This is a genomic window from Anaerobacillus sp. 1_MG-2023, from assembly GCF_030547345.1.
GTDB lineage: Bacteria > Bacillota > Bacilli > Bacillales > Guptibacillaceae > Guptibacillus > Guptibacillus hwajinpoensis_B.
On sequence record NZ_JAUORD010000008.1, the window covers coordinates 161,855 to 179,055 of the forward strand.

General features: G+C 39.4%; 22 protein-coding genes. 12 read left to right on the top strand and 10 right to left on the bottom strand.

Annotation, left to right across the window (positions count from 1 at the left end; all coding sequences use genetic code 11):
- Positions 1-107: 107 nt before the first annotated feature.
- The 6 genes from Q4550_RS14760 (at position 108) to rlmD (ending at position 6,482) form a co-directional block, all read left to right on the top strand.
- Positions 108-1,478, top strand: coding sequence for an MATE family efflux transporter (locus Q4550_RS14760; protein WP_303533907.1), 1,371 nt, complete (start codon positions 108-110; stop codon positions 1,476-1,478).
- Positions 1,479-1,552: 74 nt separating this feature from the next.
- Positions 1,553-2,155 (top strand): YczE/YyaS/YitT family protein, encoded by a 603-nt coding sequence (locus Q4550_RS14765; RefSeq protein ID WP_303534019.1) that lies wholly within the window; start codon positions 1,553-1,555, stop codon positions 2,153-2,155.
- 166 nt (positions 2,156-2,321) lie between these two features.
- Positions 2,322-3,116 carry a YfkD famly protein gene (locus Q4550_RS14770; RefSeq protein ID WP_303533909.1) on the top strand — a complete coding sequence of 265 codons (795 nt, stop codon included), beginning with the start codon at positions 2,322-2,324 and terminating at the stop codon, positions 3,114-3,116.
- A 144-nt stretch (positions 3,117-3,260) separates the two neighbouring features.
- A complete protein-coding gene (pdaA, locus tag Q4550_RS14775) occupies positions 3,261-4,046 on the top strand; it encodes a delta-lactam-biosynthetic de-N-acetylase (protein WP_303533912.1) in 786 nt (261 codons plus the stop codon).
- Positions 4,047-4,187: 141 nt separating this feature from the next.
- Positions 4,188-5,057 carry a DNA-3-methyladenine glycosylase family protein gene (locus Q4550_RS14780; RefSeq protein WP_303533915.1) on the top strand — a complete coding sequence of 290 codons (870 nt, stop codon included), beginning with the start codon at positions 4,188-4,190 and terminating at the stop codon, positions 5,055-5,057.
- Between the two features lie 18 nt (positions 5,058-5,075).
- Complete coding sequence (gene rlmD, locus Q4550_RS14785) at positions 5,076-6,482, top strand: 23S rRNA (uracil(1939)-C(5))-methyltransferase RlmD (RefSeq protein WP_303533917.1); 1,407 nt, start codon at positions 5,076-5,078, stop codon at positions 6,480-6,482.
- Between the two features lie 315 nt (positions 6,483-6,797).
- Here rlmD and Q4550_RS14790 read toward each other — a convergent pair whose 3' ends face one another.
- From Q4550_RS14790 to Q4550_RS14810, 5 genes are all read right to left on the bottom strand, one after another.
- Positions 6,798-6,968, bottom strand: a complete 171-nt coding sequence (locus Q4550_RS14790; protein ID WP_303533920.1) for a YfhD family protein — start codon at positions 6,966-6,968, stop codon at positions 6,798-6,800.
- Between the two features lie 80 nt (positions 6,969-7,048).
- The gene (locus Q4550_RS14795) at positions 7,049-7,162 is read right to left on the bottom strand and encodes a YfhE family protein (protein WP_194220105.1); all 114 of its coding nucleotides are present in this window, start codon (positions 7,160-7,162) and stop codon (positions 7,049-7,051) included.
- A gap of 171 nt (positions 7,163-7,333) precedes the next feature.
- Complete coding sequence (locus Q4550_RS14800) at positions 7,334-7,888, bottom strand: GNAT family N-acetyltransferase (protein ID WP_303533921.1); 555 nt, start codon at positions 7,886-7,888, stop codon at positions 7,334-7,336.
- A 280-nt stretch (positions 7,889-8,168) separates the two neighbouring features.
- On the bottom strand, positions 8,169-9,284 hold the full coding sequence (locus Q4550_RS14805) for an amidohydrolase (protein ID WP_303533923.1): 1,116 nt from the start codon (positions 9,282-9,284) through the stop codon (positions 8,169-8,171).
- 228 nt (positions 9,285-9,512) lie between these two features.
- Positions 9,513-10,415: a TIGR01777 family oxidoreductase gene (locus Q4550_RS14810; protein WP_303533926.1), complete on the bottom strand. Its 903-nt coding sequence runs from the start codon at positions 10,413-10,415 to the stop codon at positions 9,513-9,515.
- Between the two features lie 131 nt (positions 10,416-10,546).
- Here Q4550_RS14810 and recX point away from each other — a divergent pair, with 131 nt between their 5' ends.
- On the top strand, positions 10,547-11,356 hold the full coding sequence (gene recX / locus Q4550_RS14815; protein WP_303533928.1) for a recombination regulator RecX: 810 nt from the start codon (positions 10,547-10,549) through the stop codon (positions 11,354-11,356).
- Here the strand turns inward: recX and Q4550_RS14820 are convergent.
- On the bottom strand, positions 11,343-12,014 hold the full coding sequence (locus Q4550_RS14820) for an SDR family NAD(P)-dependent oxidoreductase (RefSeq protein WP_303533929.1): 672 nt from the start codon (positions 12,012-12,014) through the stop codon (positions 11,343-11,345). The two genes, recX and Q4550_RS14820, sit on opposite strands and share 14 nt — an antisense overlap.
- A gap of 96 nt (positions 12,015-12,110) precedes the next feature.
- Here Q4550_RS14820 and Q4550_RS14825 point away from each other — a divergent pair, with 96 nt between their 5' ends.
- The gene (locus tag Q4550_RS14825) at positions 12,111-12,431 is read left to right on the top strand and encodes a YfhH family protein (protein ID WP_283153076.1); all 321 of its coding nucleotides are present in this window, start codon (positions 12,111-12,113) and stop codon (positions 12,429-12,431) included.
- 23 nt (positions 12,432-12,454) lie between these two features.
- Here Q4550_RS14825 and Q4550_RS14830 read toward each other — a convergent pair whose 3' ends face one another.
- Complete coding sequence (locus tag Q4550_RS14830; protein ID WP_194220098.1) at positions 12,455-12,613, bottom strand: YpzG family protein; 159 nt, start codon at positions 12,611-12,613, stop codon at positions 12,455-12,457.
- A 25-nt stretch (positions 12,614-12,638) separates the two neighbouring features.
- Complete coding sequence (sspK, locus tag Q4550_RS14835; RefSeq protein ID WP_303533930.1) at positions 12,639-12,794, bottom strand: small, acid-soluble spore protein K; 156 nt, start codon at positions 12,792-12,794, stop codon at positions 12,639-12,641.
- A gap of 136 nt (positions 12,795-12,930) precedes the next feature.
- Between sspK and Q4550_RS14840 the strand changes: the two genes are divergently transcribed.
- Positions 12,931-13,200 (top strand): YfhJ family protein, encoded by a 270-nt coding sequence (locus tag Q4550_RS14840; protein ID WP_159781055.1) that lies wholly within the window; start codon positions 12,931-12,933, stop codon positions 13,198-13,200.
- Between the two features lie 64 nt (positions 13,201-13,264).
- On the opposite strand, the gene Q4550_RS14845 is transcribed toward Q4550_RS14840, so the two are convergent.
- Complete coding sequence (locus Q4550_RS14845; protein ID WP_303533935.1) at positions 13,265-14,245, bottom strand: metal-dependent hydrolase; 981 nt, start codon at positions 14,243-14,245, stop codon at positions 13,265-13,267.
- 250 nt (positions 14,246-14,495) lie between these two features.
- Here Q4550_RS14845 and mutY point away from each other — a divergent pair, with 250 nt between their 5' ends.
- Entirely contained in the window at positions 14,496-15,596 is a 1,101-nt protein-coding gene (mutY, locus tag Q4550_RS14850; RefSeq protein ID WP_303533936.1) for an A/G-specific adenine glycosylase, read from the top strand.
- Entirely contained in the window at positions 15,593-16,354 is a 762-nt protein-coding gene (locus Q4550_RS14855; RefSeq protein ID WP_194220093.1) for an SDR family NAD(P)-dependent oxidoreductase, read from the top strand. The genes mutY and Q4550_RS14855 overlap by 4 nt, the downstream gene beginning before the upstream one ends.
- Positions 16,355-16,417: 63 nt before the next feature.
- Here the strand turns inward: Q4550_RS14855 and Q4550_RS14860 are convergent, their stop codons facing one another.
- Complete coding sequence (locus tag Q4550_RS14860) at positions 16,418-16,612, bottom strand: hypothetical protein (RefSeq protein WP_283153072.1); 195 nt, start codon at positions 16,610-16,612, stop codon at positions 16,418-16,420.
- 217 nt (positions 16,613-16,829) lie between these two features.
- Between Q4550_RS14860 and Q4550_RS14865 the strand changes: the two genes are divergently transcribed.
- On the top strand, positions 16,830-17,150 hold the full coding sequence (locus Q4550_RS14865; RefSeq protein ID WP_194220091.1) for a gamma-type small acid-soluble spore protein: 321 nt from the start codon (positions 16,830-16,832) through the stop codon (positions 17,148-17,150).
- The last annotated feature ends 51 nt before the right edge of the window (positions 17,151-17,201 follow it).

Sequence of the window (17,201 nt, forward strand, 5' to 3'; positions counted from 1 at the left end):
TGCCATTATTTACTACGGGAGCTTTTAGCGCATTCATTCGTTTTTCAATCAGATACTAGGGGTATAGCCATATGTAGATTCTAATTTCAACATAAGAAGGTAATCAGATGAACAAGAGCTATGATTTTACTCAAGGTAACATTACGAAGCAAATGGTTTATTTTTCATTGCCTATTTTTTTAACTAATTTACTGCAAACGTCTTATCAATTTATAGATAGCATTTGGGTTGGTAACTTACTCGGTTCAAATGCACTTGGCGCGATTTCAATTGCAGCTCCCGTCATTTTCACTGTTCTCTCCTTCATCATCGGAGTGAATAGTGCAACGTTAACAGTACTGTCTCAGCGGAAAGGGGCATCTGATAAAGAAGGGTTAGTCGAGTCGCTAAATGCTTTTGTTGTTGCGTTAACGATCTTATCGGTTGCGTTTGGAATTATTGGCTTCCTCTTTACTGACCCCATTCTTAAATTCCTTGGAACGCCAGATGAGATATTTGAAAGTACGAAAGTATACTTGCGAATTAACTTTTTAGGCATTCTCTTTTTATTTGGGTATAACTTTATTGGCACAGTATTGCGAGCTCTAGGGGATAGTAAAACTCCGATTCGATTTGTCCTTTTTGCTGTAATTTTAAATACTGCACTGGATCCGTTGTTTATTGCTTATTTCAACTGGGGAATTGAAGGTGCTGCATATGCAACGATTATTTCTCAAGGGTCAGCCTTTCTATATGGTGTGGTTTATTCTATCTGGAAGTCTAAAATCCCGTTTACTGTTCCCCATCTTCCAGACATGAAAGAGCTTAAACGTATTTCAAAGCTTGGAATTCCTGCTGGCTTACAAATGATGACCGTTTCAGCGGGAGTGACGGCGATTATGGGGATTGTTGCAAGTTTTGGTACACAAGTGGTTGCTGGTTTTGGAGCTGCGCAAAGGCTTGATCGTATTATCATGTTACCGGCGTTTACGCTTGGGGCCGCTGTAAATAGCATGGCTGGACAGAACATTGGCTCTGGAAAGTGGCAAAGAGTTTCAGCGATATCTAAGAATGGGATTGTTTTAATCCTTGCCGTTTCTTTTACAATTAGTGCTATTATCTTTTTATCAGCTGAATCAATGATCCGTCTCTTTATTGATGACCCTAAGACAATTGCTTTCGGTGAGAACTACTTAAAAACCGTTGCTTTTTTCTATCCGTTTCTTGGTATTAATTTTGTTTTAAATGGAGTGGTTAAAGCTGCCGGTGCTATGGTTCAAGTGCTTATACTTAATATTATTTCATTCTGGGTCCTTCGCGTTCCCCTCACTTACGTTTTTTCAAAATGGTTAGGAGCAGAAGGGATTGCGTACGGTATAGGAGTGAGCTTTATTATCTCGAGCGTATTTGCTATTGGATATTACCGTTATGGAAAATGGCGTGATATAGAATTATTCGAACAGCAAAAGGAAGAAGACTCAAGTCAAAGTAAGGCTTAAAAGGAATAGCTTAGAAAGTGTCGTCTTTTTACTACATCGTACGTTACAATGAAAAGGATATAGTAAAAGAGAGGATGCAGTCAGTGAAAATAAAACGATTCTTATTTTATGTAATAGGGCTCTTCGTATTAACTGCTGGAATAACATTAACAATTAAATCTGATATCGGAGCAGGAGCTTGGGATGCGCTTAACGTAGGATTATCTGAGAAGATCGGTTTTACGGTTGGGACCTGGGTAATCCTCGTTGGAGTCATCTTGATTATAGTCAATGCGCTTCTGATGAAAGCCTGGCCAGATTTTTTTGCTCTTATCACGATTATCGTAACAGGTTTGTTTATTGATTTTTGGTTAATTACATTGTTTTCAAATTGGACGATTACTGACGTATTCCTTGCTTACGCGGTTTTTATAGTAGGAATGATATTCATCGGCCTAGGTATTGCGATATACCTTCAAGCCAAATTTGCGGTGATCCCAATCGATGGTTTAATGCTTGCCATTCATCATAGAACTGGTTTAAGCATTCGAACTTCGAAAACGGCTGGTGAACTTATTGCGCTACTTGCTGCATTGCTTTTAGGAGGGCCGATTGGTGTGGGCACGATTGCCATTACGTTTGGCATCGGGCCTCTTGTCCAATTTTTCTATCCTACTTTTGAGAAAATGAACGCTTAAGCGTTCATTTTTTTTTGGGGAAATGTCTAGCGCTTATCGACTCTAAATGTTCGCTTCCGCTTTTAATATCTAAATTTGTTGGATAAAAGGGATGGTTCTAGAAAAAAATACTGATAAGAGTTTGAAGCCATTCGGTTAAATGAATGCTAACAAAGGAGAAGTTTGTATGAAGAAAATCGTGTTAATGCTCGTTATTCTAGCTGTTATTCTACCTCTAAACACACTAGCCGCAGAAGGTCAGAAAGCGCAGAAAGATCAATCGCTAAAAGTTCCTGACTCTACGGTTAATATTTCGAAAGAAAACACTTATCCAAATCCCGCACAGGATTTACCTACTTTGCAGCCGAGTGAGTTGACGAAGGAGTTAACAGGATCTGCAGATGTCCCCATTGCTAATCCTGAATTGATTCAGATTTTAAATGATTCTTCGATTTCACCGTCTAAGCTAGCGATCGGTTATCGTGCGAGTATTTATCTAGGTAAGTGGGCGTTAAATTATGATTCTGCTGAAACAAATATTAACTGGCAATACAAGCAGGCGAATATAAATCGGGTAGATAATCGAGGTGGAAGTGGTCCAATTCAGATGACGTATCGCCAAGAGGAAGAGAAGAAGGTGAATGGTGGTCTAACGGCCTCGATTCCTGATAGTGAAGACGTGAAGAAGATGATGATGATGAAGGCATCTGAAAAAACGAAGCTCTCTTTATCTTTTCAAACAATGATTGGGAAAGATACTAAAAAAGGTAATGTGTATAATGTGGGAGCTAAGAACTATGGTACTTTAACGAGCTATGTTCCTGCTGTAAATGAAAAAGGAACAGTAACATATGGAGAAGTTTATCTTGTTTTAAAAGGAAGCAAAATGAAACTTGAGGTTCGTAACGTAACTCAGCAAGGAATTGGTGCTTGGATCCCGGTTCAAGACTACCTTAGTTTTGAATTTAACACGCGACAATAACCAGCAGAAATGCTGGTTTTCTTATGGGGATAACAAAGTATTCGGTTTGAGGAAGTAATTTCCTTAGCCAAAGAGATGGAATTAGGATAGAAAACAGTGCAAACTTCACACACTAAATAAGGGGACAGACAAAGGAGGGATTAAATGAGGATACTCGTAATGACGATCGTTATATTTATTGGAACAGTGACGGGAACCTATGCGATAGATAACACGTCTCATGATTGGTATTTTAAACGAAGCAAAAATCATGCACCTGCCACAACAGAGCCTGAATTTCAGGAATTACTAAAGCCCTATGACAGCTACTTCATTGGTCGAACGGATCAGAAGGAATTGTATATGACATTTGATAATGGGTATGAGAATGGATTCACTGACGATATTTTGGATGTTCTAAAGAAAGAAGGTGTACCTGCCACCTTTTTCGTTACCGGTCATTACTTAAAGGACCAGCCAGATCTCGTTAAGAGAATGGTAAAAGAGGGACATATCGTTGGGAATCATTCCTGGAGTCACCCTGATATGACGGCCATTTCTGATGAAAAAATAAGAATTGAATTAAAAAAAGTGAAGGAAGAGTACACCCGATTAACCGGAGATGAAACGATGCAGTATGTTCGACCACCTCGCGGCGTTTTTAGCGAAAGGTCACTCGCTATTACTTACGAAGAGGGGTATCGTAACATCTTCTGGTCACTTGCCTATAAAGATTGGGAAACGGATAAGCAAAAGGGGAGTCAGTATGCTTATGATTCGATTATGAAACAAGTTCACCCGGGAGCGATACTGCTTCTTCATACAGTCTCAAAAGATAACGCTGAAGCTCTTCAGAAAGTTATTAAGGATTTAAAAGAAGACGGGTATACCTTTAAAAGTCTGGATGATCTTGTCCTAACTGAAACAATTCCTGAACCGCTTATTCCTTAATAAATATTCTAGGCTGCCAGAAATGGCAGTCTTTTGCATGATTTAAGAAGAAAGAAGAAAGGATGACTTGCTCTTCTGTACCTAGTAATCCTGTTTTGGATTTGCGATAATATAGACGACCTATCGAATGGAGGCGGTATGATGTGGATTGAGAAGTTATATCTTAAAGCGCCATATGACGTAGATCGACTTTTCCAAAGAATGAGAATGGATCCTCTTCAGTACGTCGATGGTCACAATCAACAATTTAAGATTCCTCTTATTATTAATAATGAAAAAGCCGTATATACAGTTCAATCAACTGGAAATCGTAAATACCCTTGCTTTGAGATATACGGAAATGATGTAAGTAATAAGGAACAAGCGATTACTCAGATTAGTCAAATGTTTGACTTTCATATGGACATTGAAGGGATTTCGTCAGTACTAAAAGAAACAAATATTCGATCATTGATGAATAATTACCTCGGTATGCCAATTATTTGTGAGCCTGACGCTTATTGTGCATTACTGAAGAATATTGTTCATCAGCAGCTTAATATGAAGTTTGCGTATACGCTGACCTATCGTTTTGTGACAAGCTATGGAACTGAAATGGATGGCGTGTGGTTCTATCCTGAACCAGAGGTGGTTAGTCGTTTAACTGTTCAAGAATTACGCGATTTACAATTTAGCAAAAGAAAAGCAGAATATGTGATTGGAATTGCTGAAAAGATTGTATCAGGAGAGCTTGATTTAGAGAACCTCAACAATTTAACAACTAAGGAAGTATATGATGAACTGCTTCCAATAAGAGGTGTTGGTCCATGGACAGTTGAATGTGTACTGCTTTTTGGACTAAGACGGAAAGATATATTACCCGTAGGTGATGTTGGGATTCAAAATGCCATTATGAAATGGTTTCAATTATCAACAAAACCTACAAAAGAAGAAGTCGGTAAGTATAAAGAGAAATGGTCTCCGTATTCAAGCTATGTGTCCATGTATTTATGGGAAAGCTTAAGCGGCTAAGTAGAAGGAGAGATATTTTTGGATAACAAAAATGTGAAAGGGACAGGGCTTACGAACGGTCAAACAATTCCTTTAACAATTAAACGATTGGGGATAAATGGAGAAGGGGTCGGTTTTTTTAAGAGGACAGTGGTATTTGTTCCTGGGGCACTACCTGGGGAAGAAATTACAGCTGAAGTCACAAAGGTTTTTTCAAATCGTGCTGAAGCAAAAATAAAAAGGCTTCGAAAAAAATCGAATGACAGAACCACTCCACCATGTCCGGTATATGAAGAATGCGGAGGATGTCAGCTCCAACATTTAAGCTATAAGGCACAACTTCGTGAAAAACGAGATATTGTGATTCAGTCGTTTGAACGGCATGCAAAATTGGGTGAAAAGGACATAACGATAAAGCCCGTAATTGGAATGAAAGATCCCTGGAACTATCGAAATAAAAGTCAGCTTCAGGTAAGAAAGCAAAAGGGAAAAGTCATTGCAGGATTATACGGAGCAGGGTCACACGAGCTTGTGGAACTGACAAACTGTTTAGTACAACATCCGGAAACAAATCGAGTCACTCGTCAAGTTGTGAAGATCCTCGAGGATTTAAATATTTCGATATATCATGAAAAGAAGAGGAAGGGGCTCGTTCGTACAATCGTAACGAGAGTTGGATTTGAGACGGGACAAATCCAATTAGTGCTTGTCACTTCAGAAGAGAACATTCCTCGGAAAGAATTACTTATTAAAGAAGTGAAGAAAAGGCTTCCTGATGTGAAGTCGGTTATTCAAAATGTAAATGGGCAGAGAACATCTCTAATATTCGGTGATAAAACCTTCGTATTAGATGGGGAAGAAGTAATAGAGGAATCATTAGGAGATCTAAATTTCGAATTATCTGCTCGTGCCTTTTTCCAGCTAAATCCCACGCAAACTGTTCACCTCTATGATGAAGTGAAAAAAGCTGCTGCGCTTACTGGTAAAGAAAACATTATAGATGCTTATTGTGGAGTAGGTACGATTGGATTATGGCTTGCCGATAATGCGCGAGAAGTCAGAGGGATGGATGTCATTAAAGAATCGATTGATGATGCAAGAAAGAATGCTAAAAGTCACGGTTATCAGGAGAAGATGACTTACGATGTAGGTAAAGCAGAAGAGGTCGTTCCTAAGTGGATAAAAGAAGGGTTCAAACCAAACGTAATTGTGGTAGATCCACCGAGAACTGGCTGTGATGAGACGTTATTAGCTACGATGGTAAAAGCAAAGCCAGATCGAATTGTTTATGTATCCTGTAATCCTTCAACGCTTGCAAAGGATTCTTCTTATTTAATAAAAAAGGGATATGAGCTTCAGCATTTACAGCCAGTCGATATGTTCCCACAAACAGCTCATATCGAAGTAGTATCTGTTTTTAAAAGAAACACAGGAAATAAGGAATAGTTACAAACTTATTTATGGATAAAATCAGTAGTTAAACCTTTCCGACTGGAAGCTAAATACAGTCATTAACACTTTCCACAGACTTATACACAAGATGAATAGGTGTTTATAGCGTTACTAACAAGTTTATCAACAATATCCACAGGTTGATAAGAGGTTATCAACAGAAAGAGTTGTTTATAATAAGTGTGCTCTAAAAAAGGAAAGGTAACTGTTATCCACATTGTTAACAGCTTGTGCGTAACTTTCTTGTTAACTTCTGAATCGCTATTTTTTTCTGAAATCAAAAAGGGACCGATATGGTCCCCTTTTTGATTATTTGTTTTTCTTCGCGCGCTGGTTTGCTGCCCTTGATCTTTCAGCTGCTTTCGCATCAGCGGTGTCGAATTCATTTGCGAATTCTACATCCTCGTTTTGTGCTGATGGAATTGGATTTTTAGCTTGACGCTTTTGTTTACCTTCTGAAAAATTTGGACGTTTTGCCATCTTAATCAGCTCCTGTAAATGTGTTTGGAGAAGATCTCTCCACTCATTAGAATGGCTCGTTTTTGTTTAATTATTCGTCTTTATTTATGCCCAGCTCGGTCAGCACGTTTGAATTCTCTTCCAAAAAGAACATCTTGGGTCTTCGTTAGCGTCATTTTTGCTTCCTTATTTTCTCTGCCTTTACGTTTATCCATAATAACCCCTCTTTTCCTTAAGATGCTACTAGCATTGCCATCACATAAAGTTCTATGCACATGTGGATAAAAGCAATGACCAGGGGCTGATAGTAACGCTGTGGATTATGACACTCTACAACAAAAAGTCAAAAGAAATAAGGCAATAAAAAAAGTTCCTTTAAGAGGAACTTATGCTTCTAATTGAACTTCAACTGTTTCTGTACCTTCGCGCATGACGTGAAGGTGATAGTTATCGCGTTCAATTTCATATAAATGATATGATTTCTCTCCAGTATTAATTTGCTTATAAACTTCAGGCCATTTCTCATTAGCTTTCTCAACATAAGGGATTTTTTCTGCCGCTTTTTGAGAGCGAATGTTATCCTTGTTAATTCTCATGAAAATTGTATTAATTTGCTTATCAAAAAACAGTTCATTGAAGAAAGCTTCTTTCGCGATTTGATTATAACCTTTGCCGTGGTAAGGGGTACCAATCCACGTTCCAAGAAAGCCAGTTTGATGTTCAATATCAAACAAATTAATTGTACCAATAGGTGCACCCCATTCATCAAGAATGGTCCTTGAAATTAATTCTCCCTGTTCCTCAGCTTCAATAAGTTGTTTTGTTAAGAATAGATATTCTTCGTAAGAGCTTGCTTTATGACGCACGAATGGGAAGACAGCTGGGTCAACCATCAAGTCAAATAGCACATGACATTCCGACAGGTCACGATGTTTAATCATGAGTTTCCCTCCTGTCGAGGGCAGACTTATCCCCACCCTCGAATAATAGTATGTTGAATTATTATTCGGGGTGGGAATCGAACCCACTAGGACCAGTCACTGCTGGTGGCGCACCAATTGCCTTCCCATATTCAGATATGAAGTTGTTAGTTCATTTTATTGTAATTACAAAAGTATCATACTCGATTTATTTAAAAAAAGATACTAGTTTTTTGCGTATTTTTCACTTCTAAATGTAAAGCTTTTGTAAGTGTCTATGTGACAAGAAATTTAAGCCATTTTAACGAATAATTTCTCCGTTAATCATCGTCAATATTGGACGGGCATCGTACTGGAATGGATGATTAGACCAGAGCACTAAATCGGCATCTTTTCCAACTTCTATACTTCCAATACGGTGTTCGACTCCAAGACTTTTAGCGGGATTTAGTGTAATTCCTTCAATCGCTTTTTCTTCGCTTAACCCTTCTCTAACAGCAAGCGCTGCACAAATATTTAAGTACTGAATAGGAACGTATGGATGATCTGTTGTGATTGACACTTCAATCCCGTGGCTATTCAGAATGCCATAAGTCGCCCAAGTTTTGTTCTTTAATTCTATCTTCGAACGTCTCGTCATAGAAGGTCCTACAGTTACTTTAAGGTTCTGTCCACTAAGTTCATCTGCAATAAGATGGCCTTCTGTACAATGCTCAATTCTGAGATCAAGATTAAACTCCCTAGCAAATCGAACAGCTGTTAATATATCGTCTGCACGGTGAGCGTGAATTCTGACAGGAATTTCACGATTTAGTGCTGCAATAATGGGTGAAATTCGTGGGTGCTCTATCTGATTAGATCTCCCAGCATCATAGAACGCTTCTCGAAGAAGGCCCATAATTCCCATGCGGGTAATAGAATCATTATTGGAGTGACTATGAACCCGTTTCGGGTTTTCACCTAATGCAATTTTTAGACCGGCGGTTTCTCTGACAATCATTTTCTCTACGTTCTTTCCATGCGTTTTCAGAACAGTTGTTATACCGCCAATAATATTCGCACTTCCAGGCATAACTTGAACAGAAGTTACGCCAAATGCAATCGCATCTTTAAAACCAACATCGAGTGGATTTACACCGTCAAGTGCTCTTACATGGGGAGTTAGAGCTTCAACGGTTTCGTTTGCATCATTGCCAGCCCAGCCAGTGCCTTCGTCATAAAGGCCTACATGTGTATGGGCATCAATGAAACCGGGTAAAAGGTGATAACCTTTGCCATCAATTACGGTCATATCAGCTTCTTCAGATATAGAGGGGGAGACTTCATGAATAAGGCCGTCCTTTACAAGAACATCAGCACATGGGAGTAATGGTGATGAAACTGGATAAACTCGAGCTTGCTTAAATAATATCGTCACATTATTCACCTATCATCTTTTAGTTTTATAACGACACATCGTCGAAAACAGCTAGTTAATCCATTATATCCATTATCCATCATCGGTACTACATCATCGAATGTGTAGATGTCGAAGGATATTTTAATTGAGATACAAACTTTTCATAAACATAACGATTTCACTTTTCTTAGAAAATAGGTAATGCTTCTATTCAAATGAAGGGAGGGTTTGAAAAAACCTGCTGGTTTAGACCAGCAGGTTCTCTAATGCGTCTTTTAATTTAAGGTAGCGGAAAGGGTAGCCTAATTCTTTAGCTTTCTGGGGAAGAACGCACTGTCCTTTTAATACAATCCCACTTTTTTCTCCTAGAGCTGCTTGAACAGGTGCTTCAGGAACAGGCATCCAGTGAGGTCGATTCATTACTTCCCCAATTGTTTTACCAAAATCATTCATTCTCTTTGGTTCAGGTGCGGTTACGTTTAATGGCCCCTGGACAGAGTCGTGATCAACAGCAAATCGAATCATCCCAACTACATCCATAATATGTACCCAGGAATACCATTGTCGTCCATCACCAAGTTTACCACCCATAAATAATTTATATGGCAAGGTCATCAAAGGAAGGGCTCCTTCTTCGCCAAGGACAACACCAAATCGCGCAAGAACGGTACGAACTCCATGATTCTGTGCTTTCATTGCTTCATCTTCCCATTTGCGTGTAACATCTGCTAGGAAGTCAGAACCAGGTTCTGTATCATTTTCGGTAAATGATTTATCAAGTGATGAACCATAAAATCCAATAGCAGAAGCGTTTACAAGAACGCGTGGTTTATGATCAAGTTTTTGAATGATGGAAATGATCTCTCTCGTTGACGAAATGCGGCTGTCTAGAATACGCTGTTTACGCTCTTCTGTCCACCGACCGCTGTTAATTGATTCGCCTGCAAGGTTCACGATGGCGTGAATCTTTGGGAGGTCCTTCTCTGGCTCAGCATCATCCTGAAGCCACTTTACATAAGTAACCCCTTTTTTTATAGGTTTGTTTGCAGGGTTCCGTGTGAGAATAAATACCGAATGCCCGTCATTAACAAAAGAGTCTGTTAGTTCACTTCCAACAAAACCAGTTCCTCCGGTAATCGCAATGTTCATATCATCTTCCTCCTAAGCGTACGCGATATACTTCTACTAGTTCTTTACCCATATTCATATTCCTCTAATCAAATGCTTTAACTTCATTCGTTTATTCAGAAAGTGCTACAATGTGAGTGGAGGTGAGTGCATTGGTCAAGGTTACGCGTATAACAACGCAAAAAAACAATAACGAACGATTTTCGATATTTATAGATAAAGGTTCAGGTGAAGAATTTGGTTTCGGTGTTGACCAAGATGTTCTGATCAGCTTTGGTCTTCGAAAAGGTGTCGAATTAAGCGACGAGATGCTTGAAGGAATTCATTTTGAAGACCAGGTGAAAAAAGGCATGAATTACGCGTTAAATTATTTATCTTACCGGATGCGCTCTGAAAAAGAGGTGAAAGAATACCTTACTAAAAAGGAAATACCTGAAGAGGCATTCGAAGCTATTTTCAAAAAGCTTCATCGCTATGGATACGTGAATGATCTTGAATTCGCTATTGCTTTTGTAAGAACAAAAGTAAATGGAGGCGGAAAAGGTCCATTTGTCATCGCGCAAGAGCTCAACCAAAAAGGAGTTAATAAAAAGATGACCGATAAAGCACTCGAAGAATACTCATATGAGCAACAGCTTGAGATTGCAATTAAGTTAGCTGAGAAAAAAGCATCAAAGCTAAAGACTTCCTCAGCAACGGAACAAAGACAAAAAGTAAATCAGGAACTAAGAGCCAAAGGCTTCGATCGTGACATCATTCAGGAAGTGATGCAGCAAATCGATCTAGAAAAAGGAGAAGACGAGGAATGGGAAGCGCTCGTGCTTCAGGCCCAAAAAGCGGAACGACGCTATAGCAAACTCGAGCGCCGTGAATTCGATCATAAAATGAAACAATTTTTATATCGTAAAGGTTTTCCTTTTCCGCTTATTAATAAATATCTAGAAGAACTTAACGATCAATAAATATCTCATTCTGTCCTTCATCTTCCTCGATAATTTGGAGGGCTTTCTCAAATGGGGATTTAAGTTTTGATAAATCATTAATATGATCGGATTTTGCCCAAAATGGAGTATTCATCCCTCCCATATAAACAGCAGTTGCACTGGCACCGGTGCTCTCTAGTTCTTTCCATAAGCTCTCAGTAAACCCTCTTATCGCATATTTAGAAGCGACGTATACAGTTTCGTGATTTTTCCCTTTTAAACCAGCGGTAGAAATAATATTCATGATGCGACCTTCCGTGCTTTTTAATGTAGGGAGGAACGTTTGTGTTGCAAAAATGGTGCCTTTCACATTTGTATCAATAACCTTATGTATATCAGAAATAGTAATGTCTTCTAAAGCCCCGAACGTTCCTGTACCAGCATTGTTTACAAGCATGTGAATTTGTAGATTATCCCGATCCATTGCTTGTTTCAGTTTTTTAAGTTCTTCAGGATCAGTTATATCGCATTCATAAATGGAACAAACACCTTTATTATCTTTGATTTCCTGGTCAATGGATTCAAGTTTTTGTTTGGTTCGACCAACAAGTACGACATGGTGTCCTTTAGTTGCCCACTGTTTTGCAAGCTCAGCTCCGAGACCAGAACCGGCACCCGTAATTAAAATGGTTTTCATATAAAATCACTCCTTTCGGTAAGCGTAGCATATTTTTGTCAGGAAGTAGAAAATGAACTATACTTGGGGAAGAATTGATGATGATGGAGGTCAAGGATGGAAAAGCGTTTCAGTGATATGAGTGAGCAGGAACTAAGAAATGAAATTGCCCTCTTAAGCGAAAAAGCACGTAGAGCGGAGCAAATGGGCATGGTCAATGAATTCGCCGTTCATGAACGAAGGATTGCACTTGCTAAATCGTATTTATTAAACCCGGATGACTTTATACCCGGCCATAAATATGAAATTGACGGTGATCCAGGTTCTACGTTTATTATCGATTATATGAATGGAACGTTTGCATGGGGAAACCGTGACGGTAGCGATGAGATTGAAGCATTTCCTATTTCGATGTTAATTCAAAAAGAGCAGCAGTAACGCTGCTCTCTTATTTCATCATTTTACGATCGTTTACGTGTTTGTACCTGTAGAACGATATCGTTATAAGTTTGCTGCGTTTCTCCATTCACCTGATTATGAGCGTGTTTTGGATTTGCACGCGGAGATTGGAATGGATCCTCATATTTCGGATGAAGTCTATCTCGGTTATTTTTTCCCATAGATGCTACCTCCTGTATAAGAGAATTATCCCTGACGGTGGTCTGTCCGATTTGAAGCATTCATCCGCTCTTGTGGATGAGTGTTAATCGACCCGTCAGCACGTTTTGATGCGAATTCTTCTTTTGCGCGGGGTTCACCAGAAAATTTAGCATCTGGAAATCCGGTTTTTTTATTTCTCATCAGCGTGCGCCCCTTTCCAATATCGTGTTGTGAATCAGGCACACCATTAGTATGCGAATTCGGTCGGAATGTTATGTGCCAAACAAAGTTATTTATTAGACAGAATTTGAATTACACCACGAAAGGAGAATGCCTCATGGAAGACTTATTTCAAAGGCTTACTCATAACCTTCTTGAGAAAAATGATCACCTCTCTTATGGTCAAGCGAGAACAATGGTAGAGTTGCTTTGGGAGGATTTTGAATCGTCAAGAGCCAAGGCTGGCAGAGAGTATAAAGGTCAGGATGTAACTGAAAAAATTGTTAAGCAATGGATTGACTACTATGGTCCTGTTTTACACGATTTCATGATGAATAATCCAAAATATAAAGGGTATTTTGGAGATGACAGAAGCATAAAACATTAAACAAAAACCGGCTGGGCACGTTATGTGCCCAGCCGGTTTTCTGTGTTATAAATTAAGTTAACGACTAATCAAGAGCGGGGTCTAATTTCTTTCGTAACGTATCTTCGCTGTAAACCCATCCAGTATAAGAACTCGTTATTTCGAGCTGATCTTCCATTTGTACCACGGCGACAAATGGATAATGCCCTTTATTTCGATAGCGAAGATCGATAAAGCGAACTTCATATCCAATTTCTTTTTCTTCAATCTCCCATCTATAAACTGGTGAGAATGAAAGAAATGCACTTAAGTTAGGGTCTTCCTTCGCAGATTCCAGTACTGGTGTTTTAGGAACAGGAACGCGATCAAATACGTCTTGAATATGGATCGTAGTTCCTTCAGCGCGAGCTACATAAAACTGTGTCTCAGATTTAACTGCGATATGCCACCTGCTCCAACGAATTGTTGGTGAGACAATCACTTCGACTGCATCTGGAATTCGCTCTCTCACAGCATGAATCACTTTCTTCTGTTCAATTATTCTCCAAACATAATAGAGAATAAGAATGCCGTAGATCGTGAGGAAAGTGTACCCAGGATTGACTCCCAAATACCAGAGAATTAATCCACCAATATGACTGAGAAAAATAAATGGATCAAAAATATTAATGACGCCAAGAGCTACCCATCTGTTAGAAAATGGCCTAATGGCTTGCGTTCCATATGCGTTAAAAATATCGACAAATACGTGAATGAAGACAGCAAGAAATGTCCATAACCAAAGGTGGAGCCAATTTGTTTCAGGAAAAAACACCATTATTCCGCTGCTAATGATGATTGGCCAGAGAAGAACTGCAGGAATGGAATGAGTAATTCCACGATGGTGTCGGATATAGACAGCGTTATTTTTAAGTTTAAGCACAGTATCAAAGTCCGGGGCCTGCGATCCTATTAGCGCTCCAATTAGAACGCTTTGAGCGGTAATGGGGTCCTGTGCAATAGCTGGATCTAACGTTGCAAGAGCTCCAATCCCCAGTCCCATGACCACATGTGTCCCAGTATCCATAGGCTAAGAATCCTCCTTATGAAACGTATCGATCGTTTCGCTAACGATCGTAAATAGACCAAATGAATTTATGTCTAATTTGCATTCTTTATTTAGTTATACCCAATTTGAACGAATGTGAAAAGTTAAAAGGTGAATGAAAAGGTATGATGCGTTATTATATGTGATAGACGAAGGTTGAGGAAGTTTGTTAGTAAATTTAAATAAATCTTTTAACACCATTTAATATACCATATCGGAGAGTTGATCCATGACAGAGAAAGTGACAGACCTTTTACATTATTTCGAGGAAAAGCAGTTCCAACAGGACCTTATTGCCTGGTTTAAAAAAGAGCAGCGTACACTACCTTGGCGTGAGAATCAGGATCCTTATCGTGTATGGGTATCTGAAATTATGCTACAGCAAACGAGAGTAGACACTGTAATCCCATATTTTGAGCGGTTTATGAGCCTTTTTCCTACTGTGGAGGCACTTGCCAATGCTGAAGAGGCAGATGTATTAAAAGCCTGGGAAGGGCTTGGTTATTACTCAAGGGCGAGAAATCTTCAAAGTGCTGTTCGAGAAGTAGCAGAGACTTATAACGGTATAGTGCCGAATGATCCCAAGCAAATATCTGAACTTAAGGGAGTAGGGCCGTACACTGCTGGGGCAATTTTGAGCATTGCTTATGACATACCACAGCCAGCTGTTGATGGAAACGTGATGCGTGTTCTTTCGCGAATTATTGGGATTTGGGAGGATATTGCTAAACCATCAGCAAGAAAGACGTTTGAAGAAGTAACTCGACGAATTATTTCCGATGAGGATCCATCCTCATTCAATCAGGGGATGATGGAGCTTGGTGCGATTGTATGTACACCAAGATCCCCTTCGTGTCTTCTTTGCCCTGTACAAGAGCATTGTAGAGCCTTTGCTGAAGGGTCGCAGGAAGAGCTGCCAATTAAATCAAAGAAAAAAGCCCCCAGACCCGTACCGATTGCAGCTATAGCTCTTGAGAATAATGAAGGCAAATTTCTTATTCGACAGCGTCCGGAGAAAGGACTTCTGGCAAGCTTGTGGGAATTTCCAAACGTTGAATTAACAGAAGGTGGCTTGAAAGAAAATCAGCTCAAACACCATTTACAAGATACTTATGAAATTAACCCTAAGATTGAGAAAGAATTATCCTCGTTTAATCATATTTTTAGCCATTTAAAATGGCAATTAACAGTTTATAAAGGATCATTTATTGGCCATATCGATCATGAAAAGGCGAAAATGGTTAGTAAGAATGAGTTGCGAGATTATGCCTTTCCTGTCGCTCACCAAAAAATTGTCAATTTGATTCTAGAAGGAGATGAAACAGAGTGAATTTGAATCTTGAAAACAAGCGCGTTCTTATTACAGGAGGCTCTAAGGGAATTGGAAAGTCGATTGCGAAGGTATTCTATGAAGAAGGTGCGAAAGTGGGGATTTGCGGTAGAAATCGTGATGATCTCGAATTGGCTAGGAAGGAAATTGGTCAGGACTTAGCCATTTTTGAAGCGGATGTGACGGATGAGCGGAAGCGCGTCCAGCTCATTGATTCTTTCATCATGCAATTTGGTTCACTTGATATCTTAGTAAACAACGCTGGGGGAAGCAGTGGTTCGACAATTATGGAGACGGATATATCTCAATTCCATAAAGCAATGGAGCTTAATTACTACTCAGCGGTACACCTTAGTCAGCTTTCTGCCGAAATCATGAAGCAACAGGGAAGTGGCGCAATCATCAATATTTCTTCTATCTTCGGTCGTGAATCTGGTGGGAAACCAACTTATAATAATTCAAAATCGGCTATGATTAGTTTTACTAAAGCTATGGGTGATGAGCTAATTAAAGACGGTGTCCGCGTGAATGGGGTTGCTCCAGGAGCCATTCTGCACCCATCAGGGAACTGGCAGAAACGACTTGATGATAATCCTGAGAAAATAGCTGAATTTGTAGATAAAGAAATACCAGGAGGAAGATTTGGGACAACTGACGAAGTGGCGAATGCCGTTGTTTTCCTTGCCTCTGAAAAAGCTTCATGGATTGTTGGTGCGACAATCAACGTCGATGGCGGACAATCGAAATCAAATTTCTAACATTTACTTAAACAACCTTCTGAAGAGTTTCAGAAGGTTGTTTTTTTGACGAAGAACTGGATTTTATTCGGGCATAAATGCTGAGAGCCCACCACGCTGTTCAATTTCTTTCATTATTTCTCGATGGATAGCTACACCTTCGCTATTTAAGTAAGGAGTAACCTGTTGAAGGCTATAGTGAAAAAAAGATAGTTCTTCGTCCACCCACTCCTTTTTAGACATCATAGAAAGCTCTGTCATATCTCGATTATTCATCATTTAACCTCCTTCTTCTTCTTAGTTTGTATCATTGATTTGAACAGTATGAAGGGGAAGAGATGGAAAGCATGATGAAATGTTCATTCCTGATAAGCTATCAAGTAACAGTCCTATAAGGAATATTTTTGTTTATTTGCACCCGAAACAAGTTTTTCTAAAAACAATACATAAGAATCATGTATCTGGATATTCTATTGTTTGTGGGAGGTGATAAGCCATGGCAAAGAAACCAGGACAAACACAAGCTGGTGCAAACATTCAACAAGCGAAACAGCAGAACCAACAAGCTTCTGCTGGTAAAGCTGGTCAGCAACAATACGGTGCTGAATTTGCAAATGAAACAGATGCACAAGAAGTAAAAGCTCGCAACGCGAAGTCTGCTCAAAATAAGCAGCAAGCATCTGCAGGACAAGCAGCTCAGCAACAATACGGTGCTGAATTTGCAAGCGAAACGGATGCACAACAAGTGAAAGCTCGCAACGCGAAGTCTGCTCAAAATAAGCAGCAAGCATCTGCTAAGAACCAGCAGCAACAATAATCGAACTTCCCGGACAGGGCTGACTTAGTCAGCCCTGTTTTTCGTTAGTTA

What these genes read in the sequence shown, in the direction of transcription:
- Q4550_RS14760 (WP_303533907.1), top strand. Translation starts at nt 108, where the DNA reads ATGAACAAGAGCTATGATTTTACTCAAGGTAACATTACGAAGCAAATG.
- Q4550_RS14765 (WP_303534019.1), top strand. Translation starts at nt 1,553, where the DNA reads ATGCAGTCAGTGAAAATAAAACGATTCTTATTTTATGTAATAGGGCTC.
- Q4550_RS14770 (WP_303533909.1), top strand. Translation starts at nt 2,322, where the DNA reads ATGAAGAAAATCGTGTTAATGCTCGTTATTCTAGCTGTTATTCTACCT.
- pdaA (WP_303533912.1), top strand. Translation starts at nt 3,261, where the DNA reads ATGAGGATACTCGTAATGACGATCGTTATATTTATTGGAACAGTGACG.
- Q4550_RS14780 (WP_303533915.1), top strand. Translation starts at nt 4,188, where the DNA reads ATGTGGATTGAGAAGTTATATCTTAAAGCGCCATATGACGTAGATCGA.
- Q4550_RS14790 (WP_303533920.1), bottom strand. Translation starts at nt 6,968, where the DNA reads ATGGCAAAACGTCCAAATTTTTCAGAAGGTAAACAAAAGCGTCAAGCT.
- Q4550_RS14795 (WP_194220105.1), bottom strand. Translation starts at nt 7,162, where the DNA reads ATGGATAAACGTAAAGGCAGAGAAAATAAGGAAGCAAAAATGACGCTA.
- Q4550_RS14800 (WP_303533921.1), bottom strand. Translation starts at nt 7,888, where the DNA reads ATGATTAAACATCGTGACCTGTCGGAATGTCATGTGCTATTTGACTTG.
- Q4550_RS14810 (WP_303533926.1), bottom strand. Translation starts at nt 10,415, where the DNA reads ATGAACATTGCGATTACCGGAGGAACTGGTTTTGTTGGAAGTGAACTA.
- Q4550_RS14820 (WP_303533929.1), bottom strand. Translation starts at nt 12,014, where the DNA reads ATGAAAACCATTTTAATTACGGGTGCCGGTTCTGGTCTCGGAGCTGAG.
- Q4550_RS14825 (WP_283153076.1), top strand. Translation starts at nt 12,111, where the DNA reads ATGGAAAAGCGTTTCAGTGATATGAGTGAGCAGGAACTAAGAAATGAA.
- Q4550_RS14830 (WP_194220098.1), bottom strand. Translation starts at nt 12,613, where the DNA reads ATGGGAAAAAATAACCGAGATAGACTTCATCCGAAATATGAGGATCCA.
- sspK (WP_303533930.1), bottom strand. Translation starts at nt 12,794, where the DNA reads ATGAGAAATAAAAAAACCGGATTTCCAGATGCTAAATTTTCTGGTGAA.
- Q4550_RS14840 (WP_159781055.1), top strand. Translation starts at nt 12,931, where the DNA reads ATGGAAGACTTATTTCAAAGGCTTACTCATAACCTTCTTGAGAAAAAT.
- Q4550_RS14845 (WP_303533935.1), bottom strand. Translation starts at nt 14,245, where the DNA reads ATGGATACTGGGACACATGTGGTCATGGGACTGGGGATTGGAGCTCTT.
- mutY (WP_303533936.1), top strand. Translation starts at nt 14,496, where the DNA reads ATGACAGAGAAAGTGACAGACCTTTTACATTATTTCGAGGAAAAGCAG.
- Q4550_RS14860 (WP_283153072.1), bottom strand. Translation starts at nt 16,612, where the DNA reads ATGATGAATAATCGAGATATGACAGAGCTTTCTATGATGTCTAAAAAG.
- Q4550_RS14865 (WP_194220091.1), top strand. Translation starts at nt 16,830, where the DNA reads ATGGCAAAGAAACCAGGACAAACACAAGCTGGTGCAAACATTCAACAA.